The sequence below is a fragment of the Dickeya fangzhongdai genome, from assembly GCF_002812485.1.
Lineage (GTDB): Bacteria > Pseudomonadota > Gammaproteobacteria > Enterobacterales > Enterobacteriaceae > Dickeya > Dickeya fangzhongdai.
In genome coordinates this window covers 2,939,997-2,964,036 of record NZ_CP025003.1, presented here as the reverse complement: position 1 = coordinate 2,964,036, position 24,040 = coordinate 2,939,997, and the positions used below count along the sequence as shown (strand labels likewise).

The following is a 24,040-nucleotide window of genomic DNA, read 5'->3' as shown; positions in this document are numbered from 1 at the left end:
GCTCAACAACGGGGCGTGGCGTCCCGTTGTGTTCCTCTGTCTTGTACCCTGCTATCAGGGGGCGTCAGTATTTGACGTCAAGCCCTTCCGCCGTCAGCGCTTTTTCCACCGCCGGCCGCCCGGATACTCGTTCCAGATAAGCCGTCAGCGCCGGGAACTGAATCAGGTCGAATTTCAGATCGTGCGCCCAGCGACAGATGGTGAACAAGTAGGCGTCGGCGACGCCAAAGCGGTTGCCTACCAGATAGTCGTGTTCGCTCAATACCTGGTTCAGATAGCGGAAACGTTGCTCCAGATAGCTTTTCAGCAAATCTTTGTACAGCTCCGGCGTGCCGGGGCGGAACAGCGGCGTGAAGGACTTGTGCAGTTCAGTGGAGATGTAGGCCAGCCACTCGATGGCGCGATAATGATGAATCGTGCTGGACGGCGCGATCAGATTGTATTGCGGTGCTTTGTCCGCCAGATACAGGGCGATGGCAATGGTTTCCGTCAGAATGGTGCCGTCATCCAACGCCAGCGCCGGCACCAGGCCTTTCGGGTTGATCAGCAGGTAATCATCTCCCTGCTCGGTTTTTTTGGTGCGCAGGTCGACTTTCACCAGCGTGAACTTGGTCCGGGTCTCGTGCAGAATAATGTGAGGAAACAGTGAGCAACTTCCCGGTTTGTAATAGAGTTTCATTCGCCATTCCTTCAGTAAACGTCTTTGCGGTGAGTCGCAGTGTCAGGTAAAGGTGTTAACAACGGTAAACGTTTTCACACGATCGTGTAAATCATATTGCAATAAATCAGTAGGGCTGGCTGTGCGCGGCATCGCAAGATAAGAGTGCTGTGAAATCAACGTACTGCCGGGCCATCGCTTTCTCCCGACATCCTTGTCCAGGGATAAACTGTCTCCTTTCTGTTGTTATCGGTTGCATCGCGGGAATATTCACTCTCGCGTGTGGCTTATCTTGCTATCCAATATGTTGCAAATGCGTTAATCACAGTTTGTGTTATCTTTAAATAAGCGATACCTATCGCCGTAAGGCGATGCAACACCGATGGTTTTTAGCCATCTGATCATTTTGCAGCCATATCTGTGTGGCGTTCGCTGACGTGTGTCCGCCGTGCAGGTTGCCTGTCGGGGAGAAATCATGTCATCTCAATCTTATCGTGATGCTTGTCTCGCTACCCTTACGGTCCACAAGCAAACTTACCAATACTGGCGTTTACCGCTGGCGGCGCAACGGCTGGGGAACCTTGATCGGCTACCCAAGTCGTTGAAGATTCTGCTGGAGAATCTGCTGCGCCATCTGGACGGCGACACGGTGCAGGAAGCCGATCTGCAGGCGCTGGCGGACTGGCAGCGCGACGGTCATGCGGACCGCGAAATCACCTTTCATCCCGCCAGAGTGCTGATGCAGGATTTTACCGGCGTGCCGGCGGTGGTGGATCTGGCGGCGATGCGCGACGCGGTGCAGCGGCTGGGCGGGCAGGTCAGCCGGGTGAATCCGTTGACGCCGGTGGATCTGGTCATCGACCATTCGGTCACGGTGGATCATTTCGGCGATGAACACGCGCTGGTGGAAAACACTCGTCTGGAGATGACCCGCAACCACGAGCGTTACGCTTTTCTGCGCTGGGGACAAAAAGCCTTTCGGCATTTTCGCGTAGTACCGCCGGGCACCGGTATCTGCCATCAGGTCAATCTGGAGTATCTGGCGAAGGCGGTCTGGAGTCGGCAGCAGGACGATGTGCTGCTGGCTTACCCGGATACGCTGGTCGGCACCGATTCGCACACCACCATGATCAATGGGCTTGGCGTGCTGGGCTGGGGCGTCGGCGGTATCGAGGCGGAAGCGGCGATGCTGGGTCAGCCGGTTTCGATGCTGATCCCCGATGTGGTCGGGGTGCGGTTGAGCGGCAAATTGCGCGAAGGCATCACCGCCACCGATTTAGTGCTGACGGTGACCCAGATGCTGCGCCAGCACGGCGTGGTGGGGAAATTTGTCGAATTTTTCGGTGACGGTCTGGACCATCTGCCGCTGGCGGATCGCGCCACGCTGGCTAACATGGCGCCGGAGTACGGCGCTACCTGCGGTTTTTTTCCGATCGACGACATCACGCTGGATTACCTGCGGCTGACCAACCGCGGCGACGAGCAGGTCGCGCTGGTGGAGGCGTATTGCCGCGAGCAGGGCTTATGGCGTCATCCGGGCGATGAGCCGCGTTTCAGCAGTGTGCTGGAACTGGACATGGCGAGCGTTGAAACCAGCCTGGCCGGCCCCAAACGGCCACAGGACCGGGTGACGCTGGCCGAGGCGCCGGGTGCGTTCAACGCCAGTCGGGAACTGGAGTTAACGACGGAAAACCGGGCGACCGCCGCATCGGCAGCGCAGGAAAAGGACAAGCCAGCGCGGCTGGCGCACGGCGCGGTGGTGATCGCCGCCATCACCTCCTGTACCAATACTTCGAACCCCAGCGTGTTGATTGCGGCGGGATTGCTGGCGCGGAATGCCGTCGCGCGCGGGCTGAAGGTTAAACCCTGGGTGAAAACCTCGCTGGCGCCCGGCTCCCGGGTGGTGTCAGACTATCTGGAACTGGCCAGGTTGACCGAACCGCTGGCGCAATTGGGTTTTCATCTGGTGGGATATGGTTGTACCACCTGCATCGGCAATTCCGGGCCGTTGCCGGAAGCCATCGAAAGCGCCATTCGTGAGGATGACCTGACCGTGGCGGCGGTGTTGTCCGGTAACCGTAACTTTGAAGGGCGCATTCATCCGCTGGTGAAAACTAACTGGCTGGCCTCGCCGCCGTTGGTGGTGGCCTACGCGCTGGCCGGGAACATGTCCCTGGACCTGACCCGCGATCCGCTGGGTGAGGACGCGCAGGGGCAGCCGGTTTATCTGCGCGATATCTGGCCGTCTGCCGATGCGGTGGCGGATACGGTACAGACGGTCAGCGCCGGGCTGTTCAGCAAAGCCTATGCGTCGGTGTTTGATGGCACGCCCGAATGGCAGGCAATTGAGGTGGGCGAGGAGCAGACCTACCACTGGCCGGTGGACTCTACCTACATTCGGCGTACGCCGTTCTTCGACGATATGCAGAAAACACCCGCGCCGGTGCAGGATATTCGCGGCGCGCACATTCTGGCGATGCTGGGCGATTCGGTCACCACCGATCATATCTCGCCCGCAGGCAGCATCCGGCCTGACAGCCCGGCCGGGCGTTATCTGCAAGATCAGGGCGTCGCGCCGCCGGCGTTTAACGCTTACGGCGCGCGGCGCGGCAACCATGAGGTGATGATGCGCGGCACCTTTGCCAATGTGCGCATCCGCAACGATATGGTGCCAGGCAAAGAGGGCGGTTTCACCCGGCATGTGCCGTCGCAGGAGGTGACAACGATCTATGACGCGGCGGTACGCTACCGCGAGCAGCACATACCACTGGCGGTGATCGCCGGGAAGGAGTATGGCTCGGGTTCCAGCCGCGACTGGGCAGCCAAAGGCCCGCGCCTGCTGGGCGTACGGGTGGTGATTGCCGAGTCATTTGAGCGTATTCACCGTTCTAACCTGATTGGGATGGGGATTTTACCGCTGGAGTTTCTGAATGGCGAAAGCCGCAAAACGCTACACCTGACCGGCGACGAGCGGATTGAGGTCCTTGATCTGTCAGACCTGACGCCGGGGGCGACGGTTGCGGTGACGATCACCCGACCGGATGGCGAGTCGCGGATTATTCAGACCCGCTGTCGTATCGATATCGCCACCGAACTAACCTATTTCCGCCATGACGGCATTTTGCACTACGTTATTCGCCGTATGCTTGGTGATTCGCCGCATGCCTGACGCCTGAACGGCCCCCTGTCTTCTGTCTACCATCAGCCTCCATCCGGGGGCTGATTTTTTGCCATTGTGGCGGTGCCACGGGAATTGTGCATTGTGCACTTGTACTGACCGTCCGGATGCAGTATTAGTGTTTCATGGCTTAATGCCATGATTCATAACATAAAATTATCACACCCCAAATAGTTCGAGTTGTAGGATAAAACGCTCGCGTTTTGAGCAGCATATGCGTTGGTCCTTCAGGGCAAGGCGCATTACAAGCTTTGTAACGCGGCGACGCAGCGAATCCCCCGTGAGTTGGCGACAGACGTGAGTGGGGGAAGCAGCGTTGAACGCGGACCTGAGAAGGCGAGTCACCAAGCCAACGCACCTGTAACCTGAAGTATGGCGGGATAGAGGAGCAAGGAATGACGATAGACAAGGGTTGGCTGGCATCAATACTGGGTGTATTGAGCCTTACTGCGGTTTCGGTACAGGCGGCTGTGGTGCCTGCCGGCGTACAACTGGCGGATAAACAGGAACTGGTGCGCGCCAACGGTTCTGAACCCGCGTCGCTGGACCCGCATAAAGTGGAAAGCGACGTAGAAGGTAACCTGATCCACGATTTTTTCGAAAAACTGGTGTCGGTGCGCGATGACGGCTCCGTGATGCCGGGCCTGGCGGATCGCTGGGAAAATAAAGATAACCAGGTCTGGACTTTCCATCTGCGCCCGGGGTTGAAATGGTCGGACGGCAGCCCGATCACCGCCGATGACGTGGTGTTCAGCTGGCAGCGTCTGGTGGATCCCAAAACATTGTCGCCGTACCAAACATATGTCAGCAGTATGCATGTGCTGAACGCCGCCGACATCATCGACGGCAAAAAGAGCCCGCAGGAACTGGGCATCAAGGCGCTGGACAAACAGACCGTACAGGTAACGCTGGATCAGCCGCTGTCCTATTTTCTGCCGATGGTGGATCACTATGTGATGATCACCGTCCCTAAAGCGGCGATTGAGAAATTCGGCGACAAGTGGACCCAGACCGCCAATTTTGTCGGCAGCGGCCCGTTTATTCCCTCCGAGTGGGTGGTTAACGAGCGCATCACCGCCAAGCGTAACCCCAACTATTGGGATAATGCCCACACCGTGCTGAACAAGGTGACGTATCTGGTAATTGTCTCCAACACCGCCGAAGTGAACCGCTATAAAGCCGGGGAAGTGGACGCGACTTACACTATGCCCAATCAGTTGTTTAAATCGCTGAAAGAAGAATTGCCGAATGAAGTGAAAGTCACGCCTTATCTCTCAACTTACCTCTACCGCTTCAATACTCAGAAACCGCCGTTTAATGACGCACGAGTCAGACGCGCGCTGGATCTGGCGCTGGATAAGAGCGTGATTGCCGACAAGGTGCTGGGGCAAGGCCAGGTGCCGGCTTATAACTATGTGCCGCGCGGTATGGCCGGCTATACCAGCAACCAGCCGGAATGGGCCGCTTGGACGCAGCAGCAGCGCAATGCAGAAGCGAAAAAATTGCTGAAGGAAGCGGGCTACGACGACAGCCATCCGCTGAAATTCCAGTTGCTGTACAACACCTCCGAATCGCACCAGAAGATCGCCATCGCCGCCGCGTCAATGTGGAAGCAGAATCTCGGCGCGGAAGCCACCTTGTTGAATCAGGAATGGAAAACGCTGCTGGATACCTCTCGTACCGGCAACTTCGAGGTGGTGAGAAGCTCCTGGGGCGCCGACTATAACGAGCCGACGACCTATTTCGATACCCTGCGCACCAACGACAGCAACAACACCGGCAAATTCAATGATAAAGCCTATGACGAGGTGCTGGATAAAGCGGTGAAAGCGTCGTCGCTGGATGACCGCAGCAAACTCTATCATCAGGCGGAGGCTATCCTGCAACAGCAGATGCCGCTGATCCCGATTTACTACTACGTGCGCAGCCAGATGGTGAAGCCGTATGTGGGCGGGTTCCAACCCGATTTGAAAGGGGATTACTACAGTAAGGATATTTACATTATCAAGCATTGATGATGACACGCCAGGCGGGCGACCGCCTGGCGAGATGGCACGTATTTGGTGATGATACTTATTCGGTGTCCAGCAGGTGGCCCATCTTGGCCGCTTTGGTCGCCAGATAATGCTCGTTTTTCGGGTTGCGGCCGACAATCAGCGGCACGCGTTCCACGATGTTGATGCCCGCTTCGCTCAGGATCGCCACCTTTTTCGGGTTGTTGGTGAGCAGACGTACCGCTTCCACGTTCAACAGTTTGAACATGTCGGCGCACAGCGTGAAGTCACGCTCGTCAGCGGCAAAGCCCAGTTGATGGTTGGCTTCCACCGTGTCGGCGCCCTGATCCTGCAAGGCATAAGCCCGGATCTTGTTCAACAGCCCGATGTTGCGCCCTTCCTGACGGTGATACAGCAGTACGCCGCGTCCTTCTTCGGCAATGTGATTCAGGGCAGCTTCCAGTTGAAAACCGCAATCACAACGCAGGCTAAACAGTGCATCACCGGTCAAACATTCAGAGTGTACTCTGGCCAGTACTGGTTCGGGACTGGAAATATCGCCATAAACCAACGCCAGGTGATCGCGCCCGGTCGCCGTTTCCTCGAATCCTACCATCAGGAAATCGCCCCACGGGGTGGGTAGTTTGGCTTCCGCCACCCGTTTTAGCTGCATGTTAATCTCCAACGCATAAATGATGAATTCCCGTTCCTCACAGGAAGAGAATTACGTATCGACGTCACCGGGCTATAACCCCGGCAGCGGGGTGGTCAGCCGTTCGCTGACCGGTGGCTGAATGATTCGGGATAATCGTGGTGTCGTTGACATAACTGACAAGTATTTTACGTCATACTGACAACTGATGTCCCCTTTTTTGATAAAATTGTGAAAATTTTGTTCTAATATCCTGCTGAATTATAGGGAGAAATAATGCACGACCTGGTCAGCCGCATTCTGATTGGCACAATATCATTGATGGTGTTGCCCGTGTTGGTCTGGACGACGGGATGGCAGTGGCAGCCGACCGTGTCGGGGTGGTGGCTTAAGCCCTTGTTCTGGATGACGGAAACCGTGTCGGCGCCCTGGGGAATACTGACCAGCGTGGTGTTGTCGGCCTGGTTTTTATGGTTGCTGCGGGTGCGTATTCGCCCGGCGTTGGTGTTGGTAGCGATACTGCTCGCCTGCGTGGCGCTGGGGCAGGGCGTTAAATCGGTCATGAAAAACTGGACGCAGGAAGCCCGGCCGTTCGTAGTCTGGCTGGAACAGGCGCACCAGGTGGATGACCGCTATTTTTATTCACTGCCGGCCAGCGCGCGCGCCAGCCTGTTGGAACAGCAACTGCAGCAGGAATCACAACTGCCGCCGTGGCAGCGTCAGCATTGGCAGGAACAGGCTGATTATTCTTTCCCGTCCGGTCATGCCATGTTTGCCGCCACCTGGGCGTTGCTGGCGGTAGGATTGCTGTGGACCCGACGTCATTATGTGACGGTATTGTTAACTATCTTGTGGGCGAACAGTGTTATCGGCAGCCGACTGGCGCTGGGGATGCACTGGCCGCAGGATTTGGCGACCGCCACCCTGATTAGCGCCGGGTTGGCGGTGGTTGCCGTGTGGCTGGCGCAGCGTTGGTGTGGTCCGTTGTTCGCCGCCGCTGTGCCGCAGGCCGCAACCTATCACAAGCCTGCACGCCCGGACGCCTGAGCGGTCACGTTCGTCGAACAGAAGGATGCCGGCGTTGGTCCGACATCCTTCTGCACATCGCTCGCTGTGCGCCGTCATCCGTTTTTCCCTCCGCTATTCCCGTTAGCGTTTCCCCTCCGATGAGGAAATGTTAAGTTAATAGGGTTCACTGCCGAAATTTGGCATAATTCATCCGTTTAAGGCGATATCACAGGAAGCGAACGTGAAATATATGCTGATTTTTTTTCTGGTGCTGGCGGTATTCATCGTATCGATCACGCTGGGAGCGCATAACGATCAGGTTATTACCTTCAACTATCTGCTGGCGCAGGGGGAATACCGGTTGTCGACGTTGCTGGCGACGCTATTTGCCGCCGGTTTTGCGCTCGGCTGGGTGATCTGCGGCCTGTTTTATCTGCGTCTGCGCATTGCGCTGGGGCGCGAACAACGTAAAATCAAACGTCTTGAGCAGCAACTGCCTGCCCCGGAGAACGCCAGCAGCGCCCCCTCCGCTGAGTCAGCTACCCACTAAGGATCGCTTCCATGCTAGAACTGCTGTTTCTGTTGCTGCCGGTTGCCGCCGCCTATGGCTGGTATATGGGGCGCAGGAGTGCACAGCAGGACAAACAGGACGAAACCAACCGCCTGTCGCGCGAATACGTCACCGGGGTTAACTTTCTGTTGTCCAACCAGCAGGATAAGGCCGTCGAGCTGTTCCTCGACATGCTCAAGGATGACAGCAACACCTTCGAAGCTCACCTGACCCTCGGCAATCTGTTCCGCTCGCGCGGCGAGGTGGATCGCGCCATCCGCATTCATCAGGCGCTGACCGAAAGCGCTTCCCTCAGTTTTGAACAGCGACTGCTGGCGGTGCAGCAACTGGGGCGCGATTACATGGTTGCCGGGCTGTACGACCGCGCCGAAGAAATCTTCAAACAACTGGTAGACGAAGAAGACTTTCGCGTCAGTGCGTTACAGCAACTGCTGCAGATTCACCAGTCCACCAGCGACTGGCCGAACGCCATCGATACCGCCGAAAAACTGGTCAAACTGGGCAAAACGCAGTTGCGCAGCGAAATCGCCCATTTCTATTGCGAGCAGTCGCTACAGGCGATGGGCAGCGATGATCTCGACAAGGCGATGGCGATGCTGAAAAAGGCCTCCGCTGCGGATAACCAGTGCGCCCGCGTGTCTATCATGCTGGGGCGTATCTATATGGCGCAGCAAAATTATGCCCAGGCTGTCGCCGTGCTGCAGCAGGTTCTGGAGCAGGATACGGAGTTGGTCAGTGAAACGCTGCCAATGCTGCAGGAGTGCTATCGTCACTTACAGCAGCCGGAAAACTGGGCGGCGTTTCTGCGTCGCTGCGTTGAAGAGAAAAGCGGTTCCACCGCGGACCTGATGATGGCTGATGTGCTCGAACAGTACGAAAGTAGCGAATCGGCCCAGACTTACGTCACCCGCCAGTTGCAGCGTCATCCCACCATGCGGGTGTTCCATCGGTTGATCGATTACCACCAGCGTGAAGCGGAAGATGGCCGCGCTAAGGAAAGCCTGCTGGTGCTGCGCAACATGGTTGGCGAGCAGATTCAGTCCAAACCGCGCTATCGCTGTCACAAATGCGGCTTCACGTCGCAGTCGCTCTACTGGCATTGCCCTTCCTGTCGCACCTGGGCCAGCGTGAAACCTATCCGGGGGCTGGACGGGGAATAGACTCCCCGTCGTGCGTCGTGGTTTGTCGTCCGGCTTGTTAGTTACAACATACTAATGAGCCTGCCGCCCGGCGCGTCGGTCAGGCTATCGCGCGGTTTGGCATTTACCGGCAGGGGCGGGTAGAATGCGCGGCGGAAATGATTTAACTCACTCATGCTTAACGACGGGATCATACCAGTGAACGGCTCAAACACCTCTTCGAATACCACGGTTACAGGTTCTCCGATTATTGTTGCGCTGGATTATGCCGATCAGCGTGCGGCCTATGACTTTGTCGATCGCATCGACCCGAAAGACTGCCGGTTGAAGGTCGGCAAAGAGATGTTCACGCTGTTTGGGCCGCAGTTGGTCAAGGACCTGCAACAACGCGGCTTTGAGGTGTTTCTCGATCTCAAGTTTCACGATATTCCCAATACCACGGCCAGAGCCGTAGCCGCCGCTGCGGAGCTGGGAGTGTGGATGGTCAATGTGCACGCCAGCGGCGGCGCACGTATGATGACGGCGGCGCGTGAAGCGCTGACGCCGTTTGGCAGCGATGCGCCGCTGCTGATTGCGGTGACGGTGCTGACCAGCATGGATGACGCGGATCTGCAGGGGCTGGGGATTACCCTGTCACCCGCGGAGCAGGCGGAGAAACTGGCGCGGCTGACGCAACAATGCGGTCTGGATGGCGTGGTGTGTTCCGCCCATGAGGCCGTGCGGTTGAAGCAGGCCTGCGGCGCGGATTTCCGACTGGTGACGCCGGGGATTCGCCCGGCGGGCAGCGATGCGGGCGATCAGCGCCGCATTATGACGCCGCAGCAGGCGCAGCAGGCCGGGGTGGATTACATGGTGATTGGTCGTCCGATTACGCAGTCTGCCGAGCCAGCCCAGACGCTGAAAACTATTCTGGCTTCGCTGGGAGGCCAATAATGCGTGACGACAACAGCCGTCTGGTGTATTCCACCGCAACCGGGCGTATTGATGAGCCCGCAGCAAAAGCGGCCCGTCCGAAAGGGGACGGTATTGTTCGGATTCAGCGTCAGACCAGCGGACGCAAGGGTAAGGGCGTGTGCCTGATTACCGGTATCGATCTGGATGACGCGGCGCTGGAAACGTTGGCGGCGGAATTGAAAAAGAAGTGTGGCTGCGGCGGCGCGCTGAAGGATGGCGTGATCGAAATCCAGGGCGACAAGCGCGATCAACTCAAACTGCTGCTAGAAGCCAAAGGCATGAAGGTCAAGCTGGCCGGGGGTTAAGTCATGCTGCGCCGCGATATGCTGGCTGAAGAGTGAAAACAGTACAGGCTCCCGCGGGAGCCTGTTTGATTTTGTGGCGCGAGTTATTTGGTGGTCTGGTGACCGATGACGCCGCCCACCGCTGCGCCGCCAACGGTGCCGAGCGCGCTGCCGTTGGTCAGCACCGCGCCGCCGAGTGCGCCGATGCCGGCGCCGATGGCGGTATTACGCTGACGCTTGTTCATGCCCGCGCAGCCCGCCAGCGTGCTGACTATCACCATAGCCAGTACGGCTGCTGTAAATTTTTTATTGATTTGCATGGTTATTCTCCTGTTGTTCTCGTTCCATGATCTGCATAACCGCAGGCATGGAAAATCTTGTCGTAACCCGAAGTCAGCTTATGACATCGCGGTTACCTGCTGTGTGTTACCTGGCTGCCAGTATAATTACCGGCTGGGGCCGTAACAGGTGAAAAACTCTTAATTCACAGTGCCCTGACGGCGTTTGCCCATCTTTTGTCAAAAGCCCGTGTCGGCTCGATCCCTTTCCTGTGGTCCCAGCAGAACGCAGCCTGCTTTTCAGCCATTCAGCCCATACCTGCGCCGGTAGCCGGAAGTGAGAATAAAGCAAATCACACAGGAGGGCGGATGATGTTGGAAGAACTGAAAATTCAGGTGCTTGAAGCCAATCTGGCTTTGCCCCGGCATCAGTTGGTGACCTTCACCTGGGGGAATGTCAGCGCGGTGGACCGCGAGCGTGGTCTGATGGTGATCAAGCCCTCGGGCGTGGAGTACGACGTCATGACTGCGCAGGATATGGTGGTGGTGGAGCTGGAAACCGGCCGGGTGGTGGAAGGCCAGCGCAAACCCTCGTCCGATACCGACACCCACCGCGTGTTGTATCTGGCTTTTGCATCGCTGGGCGGTATTGTCCATACCCATTCCCGGCATGCCACCATCTGGGCGCAGGCCGGGAAAGATTTGCCGCCGTGGGGCACCACCCACGCCGATTATTTTTACGGCCCGATTCCCTGTACCCGGTTGATGACCGAAGCGGAAATCAACGGTCGCTACGAATGGGAAACCGGACAGGTCATTGTAGACACTTTCCGCGAGCGCGGCCTGTCGCCGCAGGATATCCCGGCGGTGCTGGTCAATGCGCACGGTCCGTTCGCCTGGGGAACCGACGCGCATAACGCGGTGCATAACGCGGTGGTGCTGGAAGAGATCGCTTATATGGGCATTTTCTCGCGCCAGTTAACCCCGGCGCTGGAGCCGATGCAGGCGGCGTTGCTGGATAAACACTATCTGCGCAAGCACGGCAAAAACGCGTACTACGGGCAGTGAGAATCTGAGCGTTCGTCGGTGCGTGGCGTGGCTGACGAACGTAACGATATTTTCACCTCGTTTGATGAGGTTTGGTCTATTTCGTCCTCTTCACTGTGACATAAATGAAATAATGATCTGTAAAAATAGAAACGTTGTTTTATTTATTTGCAGGCGATCACTTTTATCCCCTGACTAAACGACTACCTTCAGCAGTGAGAAGTGTATGGGCTGTGTCCCCCAGGAGTCGTTTTCTTCGTCGTCGCGCTGACGATGCATGTGCATGGATGTGGCGCAGCCCGGCCTTCGGGTGGGCTGAACGGGCGGTATCCGTCATGATGAGGATCATGACGGGTGGCGTCTGTATTGCTCATGGTTTCTGTCCCTTTCTCAGGCAATGAATCCTATGCATATCAAGCGTTCTATCGAAAAGATTCCGGGTGGCATGATGCTGGTGCCGTTGTTCCTCGGCGCGCTGTGCCATACCTTTGCGCCGGGGGCCGGCAAGTATTTCGGGTCCTTTACCAACGGGTTGATCAGCGGTACGGTGCCGATTCTGGCGGTGTGGTTCTTCTGTATGGGGGCGTCGATTCGACTGAGCGCCACCGGCACGGTGCTGCGTAAATCCGGCACGCTGGTCGTAACGAAAATTGCCGTGGCCTGGGTCGTCGCGGCGGTAGCTTCGCGCATTCTGCCGGAACACGGGGTGGAAGCGGGATTTTTCGCCGGGTTGTCCACGCTGGCGTTGGTGGCGGCGATGGACATGACCAACGGCGGGTTGTACGCCTCGATCATGCAGCAGTACGGCACCAAAGAGGAGTCGGGCGCGTTCGTGCTGATGTCGCTGGAGTCCGGCCCGCTGATGACGATGGTGATCCTGGGCACCGCCGGCATTGCTTCGTTTGAACCGCATGTGTTTGTCGGCGCGGTGCTGCCGTTTCTGGTGGGGTTTGCGCTGGGGAATCTGGATCCGGAATTACGTGACTTTTTCAGCCGTGCGGTACAGACATTGATCCCGTTCTTTGCCTTCGCGCTCGGTAATACCATCGATCTGAGCGTCATTGCTCAAACCGGGCTGCTGGGGGTATTGCTGGGAATTTCGGTGATTATTATCACCGGCATTCCGCTGATAGTGGCGGACAAAGTGCTGGGCGGCGGTGACGGTACCGCGGGCATTGCCGCATCCAGCTCGGCGGGCGCGGCGGTGGCGACGCCGGTGCTGATTGCAGAAATGGTTCCGGCGTTTAAGCCGGTGGCGCCGGCCGCCACCACGCTGGTGGCGACGTCGGTGATTGTCACCTCCGTTCTGGTGCCGATCATCACCGCGATGTGGTCAAAACGCGTTAAAGGCGGCGATGGCACGGTGCCGCAGGAAGACGCAGCGGAAGAGAAGGCGGAGCAACAGCAGGCGGCGCATCGTTAAATGCCGGTCACGCCTCCTCCGTAAAAGAGGAGGCGTGCTCCGCCAGCGGAAACGCCCGGTGGGCATCAACGTTGGCGGGTACGGCTATCAGCCGTTATGCGCTTCCTCACGCCATGCCGCCGTTGTTTCGTGCGTTGTGGGTTTGTCGCTGCGCAGCGCCCGACGGATGGCGAAGAACGCGGCGACCAGCATGGTGACGGCGACCAGCATGAAGAAACCGCACAGGACGGCGTTAATCTGGTTGCTGAACACAATGGTTGCCATATCCTGCATGTTTTTCGCCGGGGCGATCAGCGTGCCGGATTCGATGCCGGTGGAGAAACGTTTGGCCTGCGCCAGAAAACCGATGCTGGGTTTTTCGTGGAAAATCTTCTGCCAGCCGGCGGTCATCGACGTGATGAACAGCCAGGCGGTAGGCAGCATCGTCACCCAGGCGTAGCGCTGTTTCTTCATTTTAAACAGCACCACGGTGCCGAGGATCAGCGCCATGGAGGCCAGCATCTGGTTACCGATGCCGAACAGCGGCCACAGCGTGTTGATGCCGCCCAGCGGGTCGATCACGCCCTGATAGACGAAGAATCCCCAGCCGGCCACCGCCACGGTGGTCCCGGACATATTGCCCAGCCAGGAGTGGCTCTTGCCCATATTCGGCACCACCAACCCGGCCAAATCCTGCACCATGAACCGGCAGGCGCGGGTACCGGCGTCCACGGCGGTAAGAATAAACAGCGCTTCGAACAGAATGGCAAAGTGGTACCAAAACGCCATCATGGCCCGGCTGTTGAAGATCTCCGTGATGATATGCGCCATGCCGACGGCAAAGGTCGGCGCGCCGCCGGCGCGGGACAGAATCGACGCTTCGCCCACGTCTTTGGCGATGTTGGTCAAATCATTCGGCGTGATGACGAAACCCCACCCGCTGATCACCTGCGCGGCGTTTTCCACGGTGGTGCCAATCAGCGCAGCCGGCGCATTCATGGCGAAGTAGACGCCGGGGTCGATCACTGAGGCGCAAATCAGCGCCATGATCGCCACGAAAGATTCCATCAGCATGGCGCCGTAACCGATAAAACGAATATGGCTTTCACGCTCAACCAGCTTGGGCGTGGTGCCGCTGGAGACCAGCGCATGGAAGCCGGAGATGGCGCCGCAGGCGATGGTGATGAACAGGAACGGGAACAGGCTGCCGGAGAACACCGGTCCGCTGCCGTCGATAAAGCGCGAAACCGCAGGCATTTTCAGCTCCGGCATCGCAAACAGAATGCCAATCGCCAGCCCGACGATCACGCCGATCTTCAGGAATGTGGACAGATAGTCACGCGGCGCCAGCAGCAGCCACACCGGCAGTACCGACGCGACAAACCCGTAAATCACCAGCACCCAGGTCAGCGTCGTGCCTTTGAGGGTGAAGAACGGTCCCCAATAGGGATGCGCGGCGATGTCGCCGCCGTAGACAATCGCCATCATCATCAGCACAAAGCCGATCAGCGACACTTCGGCAATCTTGCCCGGCCGCAGGAATCGCATATAGACGCCCATGAACAGCGCAATCGGGATGGTGGCGGCGATCGTGAACATCCCCCACGGGCTGTTGGCCAACGCTTTGACCACTACCAGCGCCAGCGCCGACAGGATGATGATCATGACGCCCAGCGCGCCCAGCATGGTGACTACCCCAGCGAAGGAGCCCAGTTCCTGACGCGCCATTTCACCCAATGAGCGGCCGTCGCGCCGGGTGGAGATAAACAACACCAGAAAATCCTGCACCGCGCCGGCCAGCATGACGCCAATCAAAATCCACAACGTCCCCGGCAGAAAGCCCATCTGTGCGGCCAGAATCGGCCCCACCAGCGGGCCGGCGCCGGCGATGGCGGCAAAATGGTGGCCGAACAACACCCATTTGTTGGTCGGGACATAATCCAGCCCGTCGTTGCGGCGCTCGGCCGGGGTCAGACGGCGGTCATCCAGTTCAAACACCCGGCGCGCAATAAACAGACTGTAGAAGCGGTAAGCAATGCTGTAACAGGCGACAGCCGCAATCACCAGCCAGACGGCGTTCACATGCTCACCCCGGTTCAAGGCCAGCATGGCGAACGCCACGGCGCCCGCTATGGCTACGGCAATCCAGATCGATATGTTTTTAATGGTTTTCATCTCACTGACTCCTGACTGGTTGTCATTCCCGGCCGCCGGCAATGTCTGACGGCCTGTCAAGGCGTCGCCTTACGGCGAAACGGATAACGCGAGACATCATAAACACCGGGTCATCGCAGACGCCGGGATATCGATAAACACAGTGATATCAATAAATACCGTGTATCAATAAATAACATAGTGCAGCAGTTAGCCGGCGTAGCCAGAACAAGACAAAAATGTGAACAAAGCTATATTTTTGTTATGAAAACGGTTTTTCGCCGGTTTCCACAGCAGGAAGGGCAGTCGGTGCGCGGTGATGAAATGTGATGTCGGTACAGGCTGAATAACCTGCTGTCAGGGCAAAAGCGCGTAAGCGCGTGGGGATGATACGCCCGGCGAGCGCCGGGCGGAGATTTCAGGGCAGTTTGTTGCCGGCGGCACGGTAGATTTCGTACCACTCCTCGCGGCTGATGCGCAGTTCGGAAGCGGTGGCGATATCTTGCAGACGATGCGGGTCCATACTGCCGACAATCACCTGCATGCTGGCCGGATGGCGCAGAATCCAGGCCGCGGCGAGGGCGGTGGTGGACACGCCGTGCTGCCCGGCGATGTGGCTCAGGGCGGCGTTCAGTTGCGGAAACTTATCATTATCTACGAACACGCCGTCAAAAAAGCCGTACTGGAACGGCGACCACGCCTGAATCGTCATCCCCTGCAACCGGCTGTATTCCAGCACCATGCCGTCGTGGTGGAGTGACGGCGCATGGGTCATATTGACGTTGAGGCCGGCGTCGATCATCGGCGTGTGCATAATGCTGAGCTGCAACTGGTTGGCAATCAGCGGCTGGCGCACCGCGGTTTTCAGCAATTCAACCTGCAACGGATGCTGGTTGCTAACGCCAAAATGGCGCACCTTGCCGCTGGCTTCCAGTTCGTCAAACGCGGCGGCGACTTCGTCCGGCTCGCACAGCGTGTCCGGGCGGTGCAGCAGTAAGGCATCAAGGTAATCGGTATTCAGGCGTTTCAGGCTGCCTTCGACGGCGGCGATGATGTGCGCTTTGGAGAAATCAAAAAAGCCGGGGCGGATACCGCATTTGCTTTGTATCAGCAGTTGGTCGCGGGCGATGCCGGCCTGACGCACTGCGGCGGCGAACACCTCTTCGGAACGCCCGCCGCCGTAGATATCGGCATGGTCAAAGAAATTGATCCCGGCGTCGAGCGCCGTCTGCAACAACGTCACCGCGTCCTGCTGCGTCTTGCCCGCCAGCCGCATGCAGCCCAGCGCAATGTTCGGGACCGACAGGGTACTTTTTCCCAGTGTGATGCTTTTCATGTTCACATCTCCGTTATGTCGCTATGTCTTGTAGGGGGAGGGCGGCGGTCGATCCGACGATAAAAAAAACGCCACCCGAATGGATGGCGTAGGACTGGCGCGAATCAGGCCGCCGGTTTGGCGATGATGCTGCGGGTTTCGAGCCGCACCTCGGTCAGCATCACCGTCAGGGTGTCGCTCTGACGGTAGACCGGTTCGCCTTTCACCGTGACGATGCCGGTGTCCTGACTGCACACCAGTTCGTCGCGCACCGCGTGAATGAACGAGGCCGGAATAAAGGCGGTGGCGCCATTGTCCAGCAACCGCACGCGCAGACCGCCGCGATTCACGTCGATAATCTCGGCGCTAAAACGAGCGTCGGTGCCGGCTTTGCCTTTCAGGAAACGGGCGTACAGCCAGTCGCTGACGTCGCGTTCCGCCATCCGGTTGAGACGGCGGCGCTCGGCCAGTTGCAGCGTCACTTCATCCTGCGGTTTTTCCGCCGGAGTATGCGTGATGATCGCTTTCAGCAACCGGTGGTTGACCATATCGCCGTATTTACGGATCGGCGAGGTCCAGGTGGCGTAAGCCTCCAGCCCCAGACCGAAGTGCGGGCCGGGCGCGGTGCTGATTTCCGCAAATGTCTGGAAGCGGCGAATACGGCTGTCGAGGAACTGGGTCGGCTGGGCGTCCAGTTCGCGGCGTAAAATGCAGAAGCCGTCCAGCGTCAGCAGTTGCTGAGCATCGGCCTGAATACCGTTGCTTTCCAGTACCGCTACCGCCTGATCGATGCTGACCGGGTCGAAACCGTTGTGGACGTTGTAGATGCCAAAGCCCAGTTCGTCGCGCAATACCTGTGCCGCGCAGACGTTGGCGGCGATCATCGCTTCTTCCACGATGCGGTTGGCGATACGACGCGGTTCGGTGACGATATCCAGCACCTCGCCGTTTTCACCCAGCAGGAAACGGTAGTCCGGACGGTCGCGGAAAACCAGCGCGTGGGTGGTGCGCCAGGCGCTCCGGGCCTGACACACGCGATGCAGCAGGCGGATCTGGCCGGCAATATTATCGCTTTCCGGCTGCCAGTCGCCCTGTTGCTCCAGCCAGTCGGACACCTCGTCGTACACCAGTTTGGCGCGCGACTCGATCCAGGCGGCAAAGAAGCGAATCTGGCTCAGCGCGCCGTCGGCGGCGATCGTCATACGGCAGGCCAGCACCGGACGACGTTCGTTCGGGCGCAGCGAGCAGATGTCGTCCGACAGGTGACGCGGCAGCATCGGAATATTGAAGCCGGGCAGGTAGTTGGTGAACGCGCGCTGACGGGCGATGGCGTCCAGCTCGCTGTCGGCGCGCACGTAGGCGGTCGGATCGGCGATTGCCACGGTCATGTCCAGCGTGCCGTCGCCGTTGTCCTGCACATACAGCGCGTCATCCATATCTTCGGTACTGGCGCTGTCGATGGTGACGAAGTCCAGCCTGGTCAGGTCTTCACGTTCAAGCTGGCCGTCGTCGAGATCGGCCGCGTCTGCGTCCGGCGCAACGCGTTCCAGATTATGGCGCGACAGCGTCACCCACCAGGGCGCCAGCGGGTCGTCGCCGGTGGTAATGTACTGCGTCAGATCGGCAAAAAATCCACGGTCGCCTTTCAGCGGATGGCGGCGCATTTCCGCTACCGCCCAGTCGCCTTCTTTAAAGTCCTGCTCAACCCCGCGCGCAGGGCGGCAGGGAATGGCGTCTTTCAGCAGCGGATGGTCCGGCACGATGGACAGACGGTCGTCTTTTTTCTGCACCCGACCGACAAAACGGGTCAGGAACGGTTCCACCAGCGTTTCCGGCTCGGCGATTTCACGTTCTTTCTCGGTATGCAGCGTGGCGATGATACGGTCGCCGTGCATCACTTTCTTCATGTGCGGCGGCGGGATGAAATAGCTCTTCTGCGCGTCGGCTTCAAGAAAACCGAATCCTTTGTCGGTGGCTTTGACGATGCCTTCCGCTCGTGGCGTCTGAGAGTGGAGTTGCTGTTTAAGCTGCGCAAGCAGCGGATTGTCTTGAAACATAGCGTCCAGAATTGCGGTTAATAGTGGCTTTAGCGGCAGACAGTTTTACGCGAATCGGCCGCTGGCGGCAAGCGTTGCTGCACATGAATAGCCTGCGCAAGGCAGGTATGGTCGGGCCAAGTCTTGGGGTGTGCTGGTGGGTTACTCGCTGTTATTGGAAGGACGATATCTTCCAATAACAAACACTGAAGCCAGTCCGATTAAATCAAGGGTGATTAACGTCCCGGCAAATACCATTTCGCCCTTCCAGGCAAAAAGAGTTGCGATCACCAAGATAGTCATAGTAATGGCAAACGCCATCCATTGACCACGTTTGTCTCTGCTCATCTCACCGTCAAGACTCTTTTCAGTAATACGATGGCGATGAGCTTGCTCCCGCTCGCTTTTTGCCATGATCCTTTCAGCACCGTCTGGTACGATGTCGTTGTATTCCCTCAACATTTCTGGAGGGGGAAGAGGCCCACGGAAGAATGTGGAAGAAACCATGGCCTTGATCTGCGGCCGATCAAGCAGACGTTCAAGAAATATCGGGTTTTCAATCAGAGTGGACTCGACTTTTTCGGCAAGTGCTCGGGCTTCTTCATTTTCCCTATTATGCGTATCAGCGCTTTGCAATGCCTGATTCGATTCCTTTTTTTCTTCCGTATGCATTCATTGCTACTCTGAGGTCGTCGCCTATGGCCTGAAAATCACTGGCCATTCTTTCAGCATCGTTTTTCTTACCGATGTCTGCCAAATAGTCTGTCGCTGGCATCAGATCTAAAATGCTGCCGGCGGCGCGAAGATACCTGCGGGTTGCCTTCAACATGTTTTATCTCCTTGGGACCACAATTATTAAACCCTTCTTTTTAATCTTACTTGAGTATGGCGTGGTTGCAAATAACGACGAAACAATCCGTTGTCGTTGGTTGCTGGCAACCAGTCATGGATGGGGGATGTATCAGCCGGGTATGAAAGAAACCACCCGGCCCGATGCATCAGGCAATGCGTTGCAGCGCTACGGCCTCACTGGGCGTAATGCGTACCGGCACCGATTTGGAGGTCGGCGTAAAGGTGTCTTCGCCGTAGCTGGACAGCGGCACCAGCGGATTGGTTTCCGGGTAGTAGGCCGCCAGATTACCGCGCGGGATATCGTAGCTGACCAGCCGGAAACCGAGGACTTTGCGTTCGACATGGTCATGCCACAGGGTTTCGATATCCACCCGGTCGCCGTCCTGCAACCCAAGCGCGGCAATATCCTCCGGGTGCATGAACAGCACGTCGCGCTGGCCGTACACGCCGCGGTAACGGTCGTCCAGTCCATAAATGGTGGTGTTGTACTGGTCGTGGGAGCGCAAGGTTTGCAGCGTGAACGGCGCGGGCGCGTCGCCGGAAACGGGCACCACGCTGTCCGGCAGCGGCGCCGCGCCGAAACGGGCGTTGCCGGTGGCGGTGTTGAAACGGTATGCCGCCGCCGCGTTGCCGAGCCAGAAGCCGCCCGGTTCGGCGCAGCGTTGATTGAAGTCGGCGAAACCCGGCAGGGTGGCGGCGATGTGATCGCGGATCAGGTTATAGTCGGCGGCCAGCGCCGGCCAGTCGAGCCGGTCACGCCCCAAAACCGCGTGGGCGATGCCGGCGACGATGGCGGTTTCCGAGCGCTGCTGATCCGACAGCGGCGGGCTGATGCCTTCCGAGGCATGCACCATGCTGAACGAGTCTTCGACGGTAACAAACTGCGGGCCGCTGGCCTGCATGTCCCGTTCGGTGCGGCCCAGCGTCGGCAGAATCAGCGTATCCTGCCGCGCGGTAATCAGGTGGCTGCGGTTGAGCTTGGTGCTGATGTGCACCGTCAGGCCGCAACGGCTTAGCGCCTGTGCGGTGCGGTCGGTATCCGGCGCGGCGGCGGCCAGGTTGCCGCCCAGCGCGATCAGGACCCGAATCTCATCACGCAGCATCGCTTCCAGCGCCTGTACGGTGTTGTGGCCGTGGCCGCGCGGCGGGGTAAAGTTGAAATGACGCGCCAGACTGTCGAGCAGCACATCAGCGGGTTTTTCATCGATCCCCATCGTGCGGTTGCCCTGTACGTTGCTGTGACCACGCACCGGGCACAAGCCGGCGCCCGGCTTGCCGAGCTGGCCGAACAACAGTTGCAGATTGACGATTTCCCGCACCGTCGCTACCGAATGCCGGTGCTGGGTGATGCCCATCGCCCAGGTGCAGATCACCCGTTCAGACTGCTGATAAATGCCGGCGACGTAGCGGATCTGCGCTTCGCTCAACCCGGACTGCTGTACGATTTTGTCCCACGAGGTGGCGTCCACCTGTTGCAGATACGCCGCCACGCCGTCGGTGTGCTGGTCGATAAAGGCCTGATCGAACAGTCCCGCTTCGCCCGCGGCCAGCCGCTGGCGGTGGGTTTCCAGCAGCGCTTTCACCATGCCGCGTACCGCCGCCATGTCGCCGCCCAGATGGGGTTGCAGATAGGTTTCGCTGATGGTGCCGGACAACGGCGTCAGCAGTTCCAGTGGGTTCTGCGGGTTGGCGAAACGTTCCAGACCGCGCTCGCGCAAGGTGTTAAACGCCACGATATGTGCGCCGCGATCGGCGGCGTGACGCAGGCTGTGCAGCATACGCGGGTGGTTGGTGCCGGGGTTCTGGCCGAAGACGAAAATGGCGTCGGCGTGTTCGAAATCCTGTAGTCGCACCGTGCCCTTACCGACGCCGATGCTCTGTTTCAGCCCGGTGCCGCTGGCTTCATGGCACATGTTGGAGCAGTCGGGGAAATTGTTGGTGCCGACCATACGGCCGAACAACTGATACAGATAAGAGGCTTCATTACTGGCGCGGCCGGAGGTATAGAGTTCCATCTGGTCCGGGTGGTCCAGTTCACGGATATGGCGGGCGATCAGCGCGAACGCGTCACCCCAGTCGATCGGCACGTAGTGGTCGTGTTCACGGTCATAGCGCAGCGGATGGGTCAACCGGCCCTGATATTCAAGAAAATAGTCGCTCTGGCGGCGCAACGTGCTGACGCTGTGTTCGGCGAAGAACTCTGGCCCGGCGGCTTTGCGGGTGGCTTCCCAACTGACCGCTTTAGCGCCGTTTTCACAGAAGCTAAAGGTGCTGCTGTTGTCGTCGCCCCAGGCACAGCCGGGACAGTCGAATCCTTTGCTTTTATTGACCCGCATCAAATTGCGGATATTTTTCAGGGCCTGTTTGCTGTCCAGGACAAAACGGGTGGTGGCTTCGAGAGAGCCCCAGCCGCCCGCGGCGGCGCGGTATGGCTTGATGGAGGATTTGAATTTCATGATTCGCTACGCAGGTGATGATGTTTTAAGTATGTAAAAAAATCTTTAAATCTTTGCTTGCTAACCAAGAGTGTAGGCGGCGGTCGGTATGGCGTCTAATCAAAGGGAGTGATAGTGGGATAGAGGCGGTTTATCGCGGCGTCGGCCCCTGACGCAGATGGCGCGGTGGTATACTGACCCGGCCCGCAATGTTGGAGAACCTGATGGACATCAAGCAACTTATCTACTTGTGCAATCTGGAAAAAGAGCGCCATTTTGGTCGTGCGGCCGAAGCCAGCTTCGTCAGCCAGCCGACGCTGTCGATGCGGTTGAAGAATCTGGAACGGGAACTGGGGCTGTCGCTCATCAATCGGGGCAACAATTTCGAGGGGTTTACCGCCGAAGGCGAGCGGGTATTGGCCTGGGCGCGGGAAATGGTGTCGGTGTATCAGGGGCTGCGGCTGGAGGTGGCGTCGCTCACGCGCGGCACCAGCGGGTTGCTGCGTATTGGCGCGGTGCCGCAATGCAGCATGGCGCTGCCCGAATTGCTGGCGGCGGTCAGCCGTGCCTACCCGGAGATGGACTATCAGGTATCGCTGTTCAGCGCCGATCGGTTGCTGGAGGCGCTGACCGCCCACACGGTGGATGTCGGGATCGGTTTTTTCGAATTGACCACGCTGCGCGAGCTGCATTTTCAGGCGTCGTCGCTGGCGGAGCAGGGCGCGTCGCTGCTGTATCATCCGCGCCATTTTCCTGAGCTGCACAGCGACAGTCCGCTGACGCTGTCGGATCTCGCCAATGTTCCGCTGTGTCTGGCTGAACCCAGCCGTTATTTCCGTCGCTATCTGGACAGTCAGTTCCGTGAAGCGGCAATCACGCCGCGGGTACGGGTGGAAAGCGCGTCGGTGCTGCAATTGATTCAAAGCGTGTTTGTCGGGTTGGGGTGCGGCATTGTGCCCAATGGCAGCCTGTTGCCGGCGATGACGCCGGCGCTGGCCTGGCGACCGTTGACGCTGGCGCCGATGCCGCGTCATGGCGCGGTGGTGATCGCCGAAGCCGGGCGCGCCACTATGCTGGCGCAGCATTTCTTTGCGGCAGCGCAGCAATGGCTGCTGGACCGCTAACGTAACGGCGGCGATTGGCGATTTTACTGAGAAAGAAAAGACGAGAAACAGCGGAGAGTACAGCAAACCGACAGAGAGCCGCGGAACTCACCACGCGGCAATCCTGTGCCGGACCGCTGTCCGGCACAGGGCGACGAGATTAATCGTTCAGTTCCAGCTCGTTCATCGCGGCGATGCTGAAGCCGCCGTCAACGTGCAGAACTTCGCCGGAGATACCGGCGGCCAGGTCGGAGCACATGAAAGCCGCGGCGTTGCCCACGTCTTCAATGGTGACCACGCGACGGATCGGGGTGACCGCTTCGCAGTGAGACAGCATTTTCTTGAAGTTCTTGATGCCGGACGCCGCCAGCGTGCGGATCGGACCGGCGGAAACCGCATTGACGCGCACGCCGTCGCGGCCCATGGCGTTGGCCATGTAGCGCACATTGGCTTCCAGCGACGCTTTCGCCAGGCCCATCACGTTGTAGTTCGGAATGGCGCGCTCGGCACCCAGGTAGGACAGGGTCATCAGCGCGGAATTCGGGTTCAGCATGCTGCGGCAGGCTTTCGCCATCGCCACAAAGCTGTAAGCGCTGATGTCGTGAGCGACAGCGAAACCTTCGCGGGTGACGGCGTTCACGTAGTCGCCGTCCAACTGGTCGCCCGGTGCATAGGCGATGGAGTGCACGAAGCCGTCAAATTTCGGCCAGACTTTCGCCAGTTCGGCAAACAGGGCGTCAATGCTGGCATCTTCCGCAACATCACACGGTAAAACGATGCTCGAACCAAACTCTTTGGCAAACTCTTCCACACGCGGTTTCAGCTTGTCGTTCTGGTAGGTGAACGCCAGTTCGGCGCCTTCGCGGTGCATCGCCTGGGCGATACCGTATGCAATGGAGCGGTTGCTGGCAACGCCTGTTACCAGAATGCGCTTACCGTTAAGAAAACCCATGGCAGTATCCTTTGTGATCATTGTTGCT

General features: G+C 58.5%; 20 protein-coding genes. 10 read left to right on the top strand and 10 right to left on the bottom strand.

Features of this window, described 5'->3' with window-relative positions:
* Positions 1–64 precede the first annotated feature (64 nt).
* Positions 65–679 (bottom strand): glutathione transferase GstA, encoded by a 615-nt coding sequence (gstA, locus tag CVE23_RS13220; RefSeq protein WP_038919410.1) that lies wholly within the window; start codon positions 677–679, stop codon positions 65–67.
* A gap of 454 nt (positions 680–1,133) precedes the next feature.
* Between gstA and acnA the strand changes: the two genes are divergently transcribed.
* Positions 1,134–3,827: an aconitate hydratase AcnA gene (gene acnA / locus CVE23_RS13215; protein ID WP_100849713.1), complete on the top strand. Its 2,694-nt coding sequence runs from the start codon at positions 1,134–1,136 to the stop codon at positions 3,825–3,827.
* 404 nt (positions 3,828–4,231) lie between these two features.
* Complete coding sequence (locus tag CVE23_RS13210; RefSeq protein WP_100849712.1) at positions 4,232–5,851, top strand: ABC transporter substrate-binding protein; 1,620 nt, start codon at positions 4,232–4,234, stop codon at positions 5,849–5,851.
* Between the two features lie 58 nt (positions 5,852–5,909).
* Here CVE23_RS13210 and ribA read toward each other — a convergent pair whose 3' ends face one another.
* Positions 5,910–6,503, bottom strand: a complete 594-nt coding sequence (ribA, locus tag CVE23_RS13205) for a GTP cyclohydrolase II (RefSeq protein WP_038668276.1) — start codon at positions 6,501–6,503, stop codon at positions 5,910–5,912.
* A gap of 255 nt (positions 6,504–6,758) precedes the next feature.
* Between ribA and pgpB the strand changes: the two genes are divergently transcribed.
* The 5 genes from pgpB to yciH all read left to right on the top strand — a co-directional run bounded on the left by pgpB (position 6,759) and on the right by yciH (position 10,459).
* On the top strand, positions 6,759–7,529 hold the full coding sequence (pgpB, locus tag CVE23_RS13200) for a phosphatidylglycerophosphatase B (protein WP_100849711.1): 771 nt from the start codon (positions 6,759–6,761) through the stop codon (positions 7,527–7,529).
* 202 nt (positions 7,530–7,731) lie between these two features.
* Complete coding sequence (locus CVE23_RS13195) at positions 7,732–8,040, top strand: LapA family protein (RefSeq protein WP_038919404.1); 309 nt, start codon at positions 7,732–7,734, stop codon at positions 8,038–8,040.
* 11 nt (positions 8,041–8,051) lie between these two features.
* Positions 8,052–9,221 (top strand): lipopolysaccharide assembly protein LapB, encoded by a 1,170-nt coding sequence (lapB, locus tag CVE23_RS13190; protein WP_038919401.1) that lies wholly within the window; start codon positions 8,052–8,054, stop codon positions 9,219–9,221.
* A gap of 153 nt (positions 9,222–9,374) precedes the next feature.
* A complete protein-coding gene (gene pyrF / locus CVE23_RS13185; protein ID WP_049842399.1) occupies positions 9,375–10,133 on the top strand; it encodes an orotidine-5'-phosphate decarboxylase in 759 nt (252 codons plus the stop codon).
* Positions 10,133–10,459 (top strand): stress response translation initiation inhibitor YciH, encoded by a 327-nt coding sequence (gene yciH / locus CVE23_RS13180; protein ID WP_100849710.1) that lies wholly within the window; start codon positions 10,133–10,135, stop codon positions 10,457–10,459. Before pyrF ends, yciH begins: the two co-directional genes overlap by 1 nt.
* Before the next feature lie 83 nt (positions 10,460–10,542).
* Here the strand turns inward: yciH and osmB are convergent, their stop codons facing one another.
* Positions 10,543–10,758 (bottom strand): osmotically-inducible lipoprotein OsmB, encoded by a 216-nt coding sequence (gene osmB / locus CVE23_RS13175; protein ID WP_038668285.1) that lies wholly within the window; start codon positions 10,756–10,758, stop codon positions 10,543–10,545.
* A gap of 330 nt (positions 10,759–11,088) precedes the next feature.
* Here osmB and araD point away from each other — a divergent pair, with 330 nt between their 5' ends.
* A complete protein-coding gene (araD, locus tag CVE23_RS13170; protein ID WP_038921017.1) occupies positions 11,089–11,784 on the top strand; it encodes an L-ribulose-5-phosphate 4-epimerase in 696 nt (231 codons plus the stop codon).
* 385 nt (positions 11,785–12,169) lie between these two features.
* On the top strand, positions 12,170–13,186 hold the full coding sequence (gene kdgT / locus CVE23_RS13165) for a 2-keto-3-deoxygluconate transporter (protein WP_038919397.1): 1,017 nt from the start codon (positions 12,170–12,172) through the stop codon (positions 13,184–13,186).
* A gap of 87 nt (positions 13,187–13,273) precedes the next feature.
* Here the strand turns inward: kdgT and CVE23_RS13160 are convergent, their stop codons facing one another.
* From CVE23_RS13160 to CVE23_RS13135, 6 genes are all read right to left on the bottom strand, one after another.
* Positions 13,274–15,340, bottom strand: a complete 2,067-nt coding sequence (locus CVE23_RS13160) for a carbon starvation CstA family protein (RefSeq protein ID WP_100849709.1) — start codon at positions 15,338–15,340, stop codon at positions 13,274–13,276.
* A gap of 397 nt (positions 15,341–15,737) precedes the next feature.
* Positions 15,738–16,655, bottom strand: coding sequence for an aldo/keto reductase (locus CVE23_RS13155; protein WP_100849708.1), 918 nt, complete (start codon positions 16,653–16,655; stop codon positions 15,738–15,740).
* 104 nt (positions 16,656–16,759) lie between these two features.
* The gene (locus CVE23_RS13150; RefSeq protein WP_100849707.1) at positions 16,760–18,691 is read right to left on the bottom strand and encodes an exoribonuclease II; all 1,932 of its coding nucleotides are present in this window, start codon (positions 18,689–18,691) and stop codon (positions 16,760–16,762) included.
* 141 nt (positions 18,692–18,832) lie between these two features.
* Positions 18,833–19,306, bottom strand: a complete 474-nt coding sequence (locus tag CVE23_RS13145; protein WP_100849706.1) for a DUF2335 domain-containing protein — start codon at positions 19,304–19,306, stop codon at positions 18,833–18,835.
* Positions 19,293–19,499 (bottom strand): hypothetical protein, encoded by a 207-nt coding sequence (locus CVE23_RS13140; RefSeq protein WP_038919390.1) that lies wholly within the window; start codon positions 19,497–19,499, stop codon positions 19,293–19,295. Before CVE23_RS13140 ends, CVE23_RS13145 begins: the two co-directional genes overlap by 14 nt.
* 169 nt (positions 19,500–19,668) lie before the next feature.
* Complete coding sequence (locus CVE23_RS13135; RefSeq protein ID WP_100849705.1) at positions 19,669–21,978, bottom strand: FdhF/YdeP family oxidoreductase; 2,310 nt, start codon at positions 21,976–21,978, stop codon at positions 19,669–19,671.
* Positions 21,979–22,181: 203 nt separating this feature from the next.
* Between CVE23_RS13135 and CVE23_RS13130 the strand changes: the two genes are divergently transcribed.
* A complete protein-coding gene (locus CVE23_RS13130) occupies positions 22,182–23,081 on the top strand; it encodes a LysR family transcriptional regulator (protein WP_100850470.1) in 900 nt (299 codons plus the stop codon).
* 139 nt (positions 23,082–23,220) lie between these two features.
* Here CVE23_RS13130 and fabI read toward each other — a convergent pair whose 3' ends face one another.
* Entirely contained in the window at positions 23,221–24,012 is a 792-nt protein-coding gene (gene fabI, locus CVE23_RS13125) for an enoyl-ACP reductase FabI (protein WP_038668297.1), read from the bottom strand.
* Positions 24,013–24,040: the final 28 nt, after the last annotated feature.

What these genes read in the sequence shown, in the direction of transcription:
- CVE23_RS13135 (WP_100849705.1), bottom strand. Translation starts at nt 21,978, where the DNA reads ATGAAATTCAAATCCTCCATCAAGCCATACCGCGCCGCCGCGGGCGGC.
- gstA (WP_038919410.1), bottom strand. Translation starts at nt 679, where the DNA reads ATGAAACTCTATTACAAACCGGGAAGTTGCTCACTGTTTCCTCACATT.
- osmB (WP_038668285.1), bottom strand. Translation starts at nt 10,758, where the DNA reads ATGCAAATCAATAAAAAATTTACAGCAGCCGTACTGGCTATGGTGATA.
- CVE23_RS13140 (WP_038919390.1), bottom strand. Translation starts at nt 19,499, where the DNA reads ATGTTGAAGGCAACCCGCAGGTATCTTCGCGCCGCCGGCAGCATTTTA.
- lapB (WP_038919401.1), top strand. Translation starts at nt 8,052, where the DNA reads ATGCTAGAACTGCTGTTTCTGTTGCTGCCGGTTGCCGCCGCCTATGGC.
- pyrF (WP_049842399.1), top strand. Translation starts at nt 9,375, where the DNA reads ATGCTTAACGACGGGATCATACCAGTGAACGGCTCAAACACCTCTTCG.
- araD (WP_038921017.1), top strand. Translation starts at nt 11,089, where the DNA reads ATGTTGGAAGAACTGAAAATTCAGGTGCTTGAAGCCAATCTGGCTTTG.
- fabI (WP_038668297.1), bottom strand. Translation starts at nt 24,012, where the DNA reads ATGGGTTTTCTTAACGGTAAGCGCATTCTGGTAACAGGCGTTGCCAGC.
- CVE23_RS13155 (WP_100849708.1), bottom strand. Translation starts at nt 16,655, where the DNA reads ATGAAAAGCATCACACTGGGAAAAAGTACCCTGTCGGTCCCGAACATT.
- kdgT (WP_038919397.1), top strand. Translation starts at nt 12,170, where the DNA reads ATGCATATCAAGCGTTCTATCGAAAAGATTCCGGGTGGCATGATGCTG.
- CVE23_RS13210 (WP_100849712.1), top strand. Translation starts at nt 4,232, where the DNA reads ATGACGATAGACAAGGGTTGGCTGGCATCAATACTGGGTGTATTGAGC.
- CVE23_RS13150 (WP_100849707.1), bottom strand. Translation starts at nt 18,691, where the DNA reads ATGTTTCAAGACAATCCGCTGCTTGCGCAGCTTAAACAGCAACTCCAC.
- acnA (WP_100849713.1), top strand. Translation starts at nt 1,134, where the DNA reads ATGTCATCTCAATCTTATCGTGATGCTTGTCTCGCTACCCTTACGGTC.
- ribA (WP_038668276.1), bottom strand. Translation starts at nt 6,503, where the DNA reads ATGCAGCTAAAACGGGTGGCGGAAGCCAAACTACCCACCCCGTGGGGC.
- CVE23_RS13130 (WP_100850470.1), top strand. Translation starts at nt 22,182, where the DNA reads ATGGACATCAAGCAACTTATCTACTTGTGCAATCTGGAAAAAGAGCGC.
- pgpB (WP_100849711.1), top strand. Translation starts at nt 6,759, where the DNA reads ATGCACGACCTGGTCAGCCGCATTCTGATTGGCACAATATCATTGATG.
- CVE23_RS13160 (WP_100849709.1), bottom strand. Translation starts at nt 15,340, where the DNA reads ATGAAAACCATTAAAAACATATCGATCTGGATTGCCGTAGCCATAGCG.
- yciH (WP_100849710.1), top strand. Translation starts at nt 10,133, where the DNA reads ATGCGTGACGACAACAGCCGTCTGGTGTATTCCACCGCAACCGGGCGT.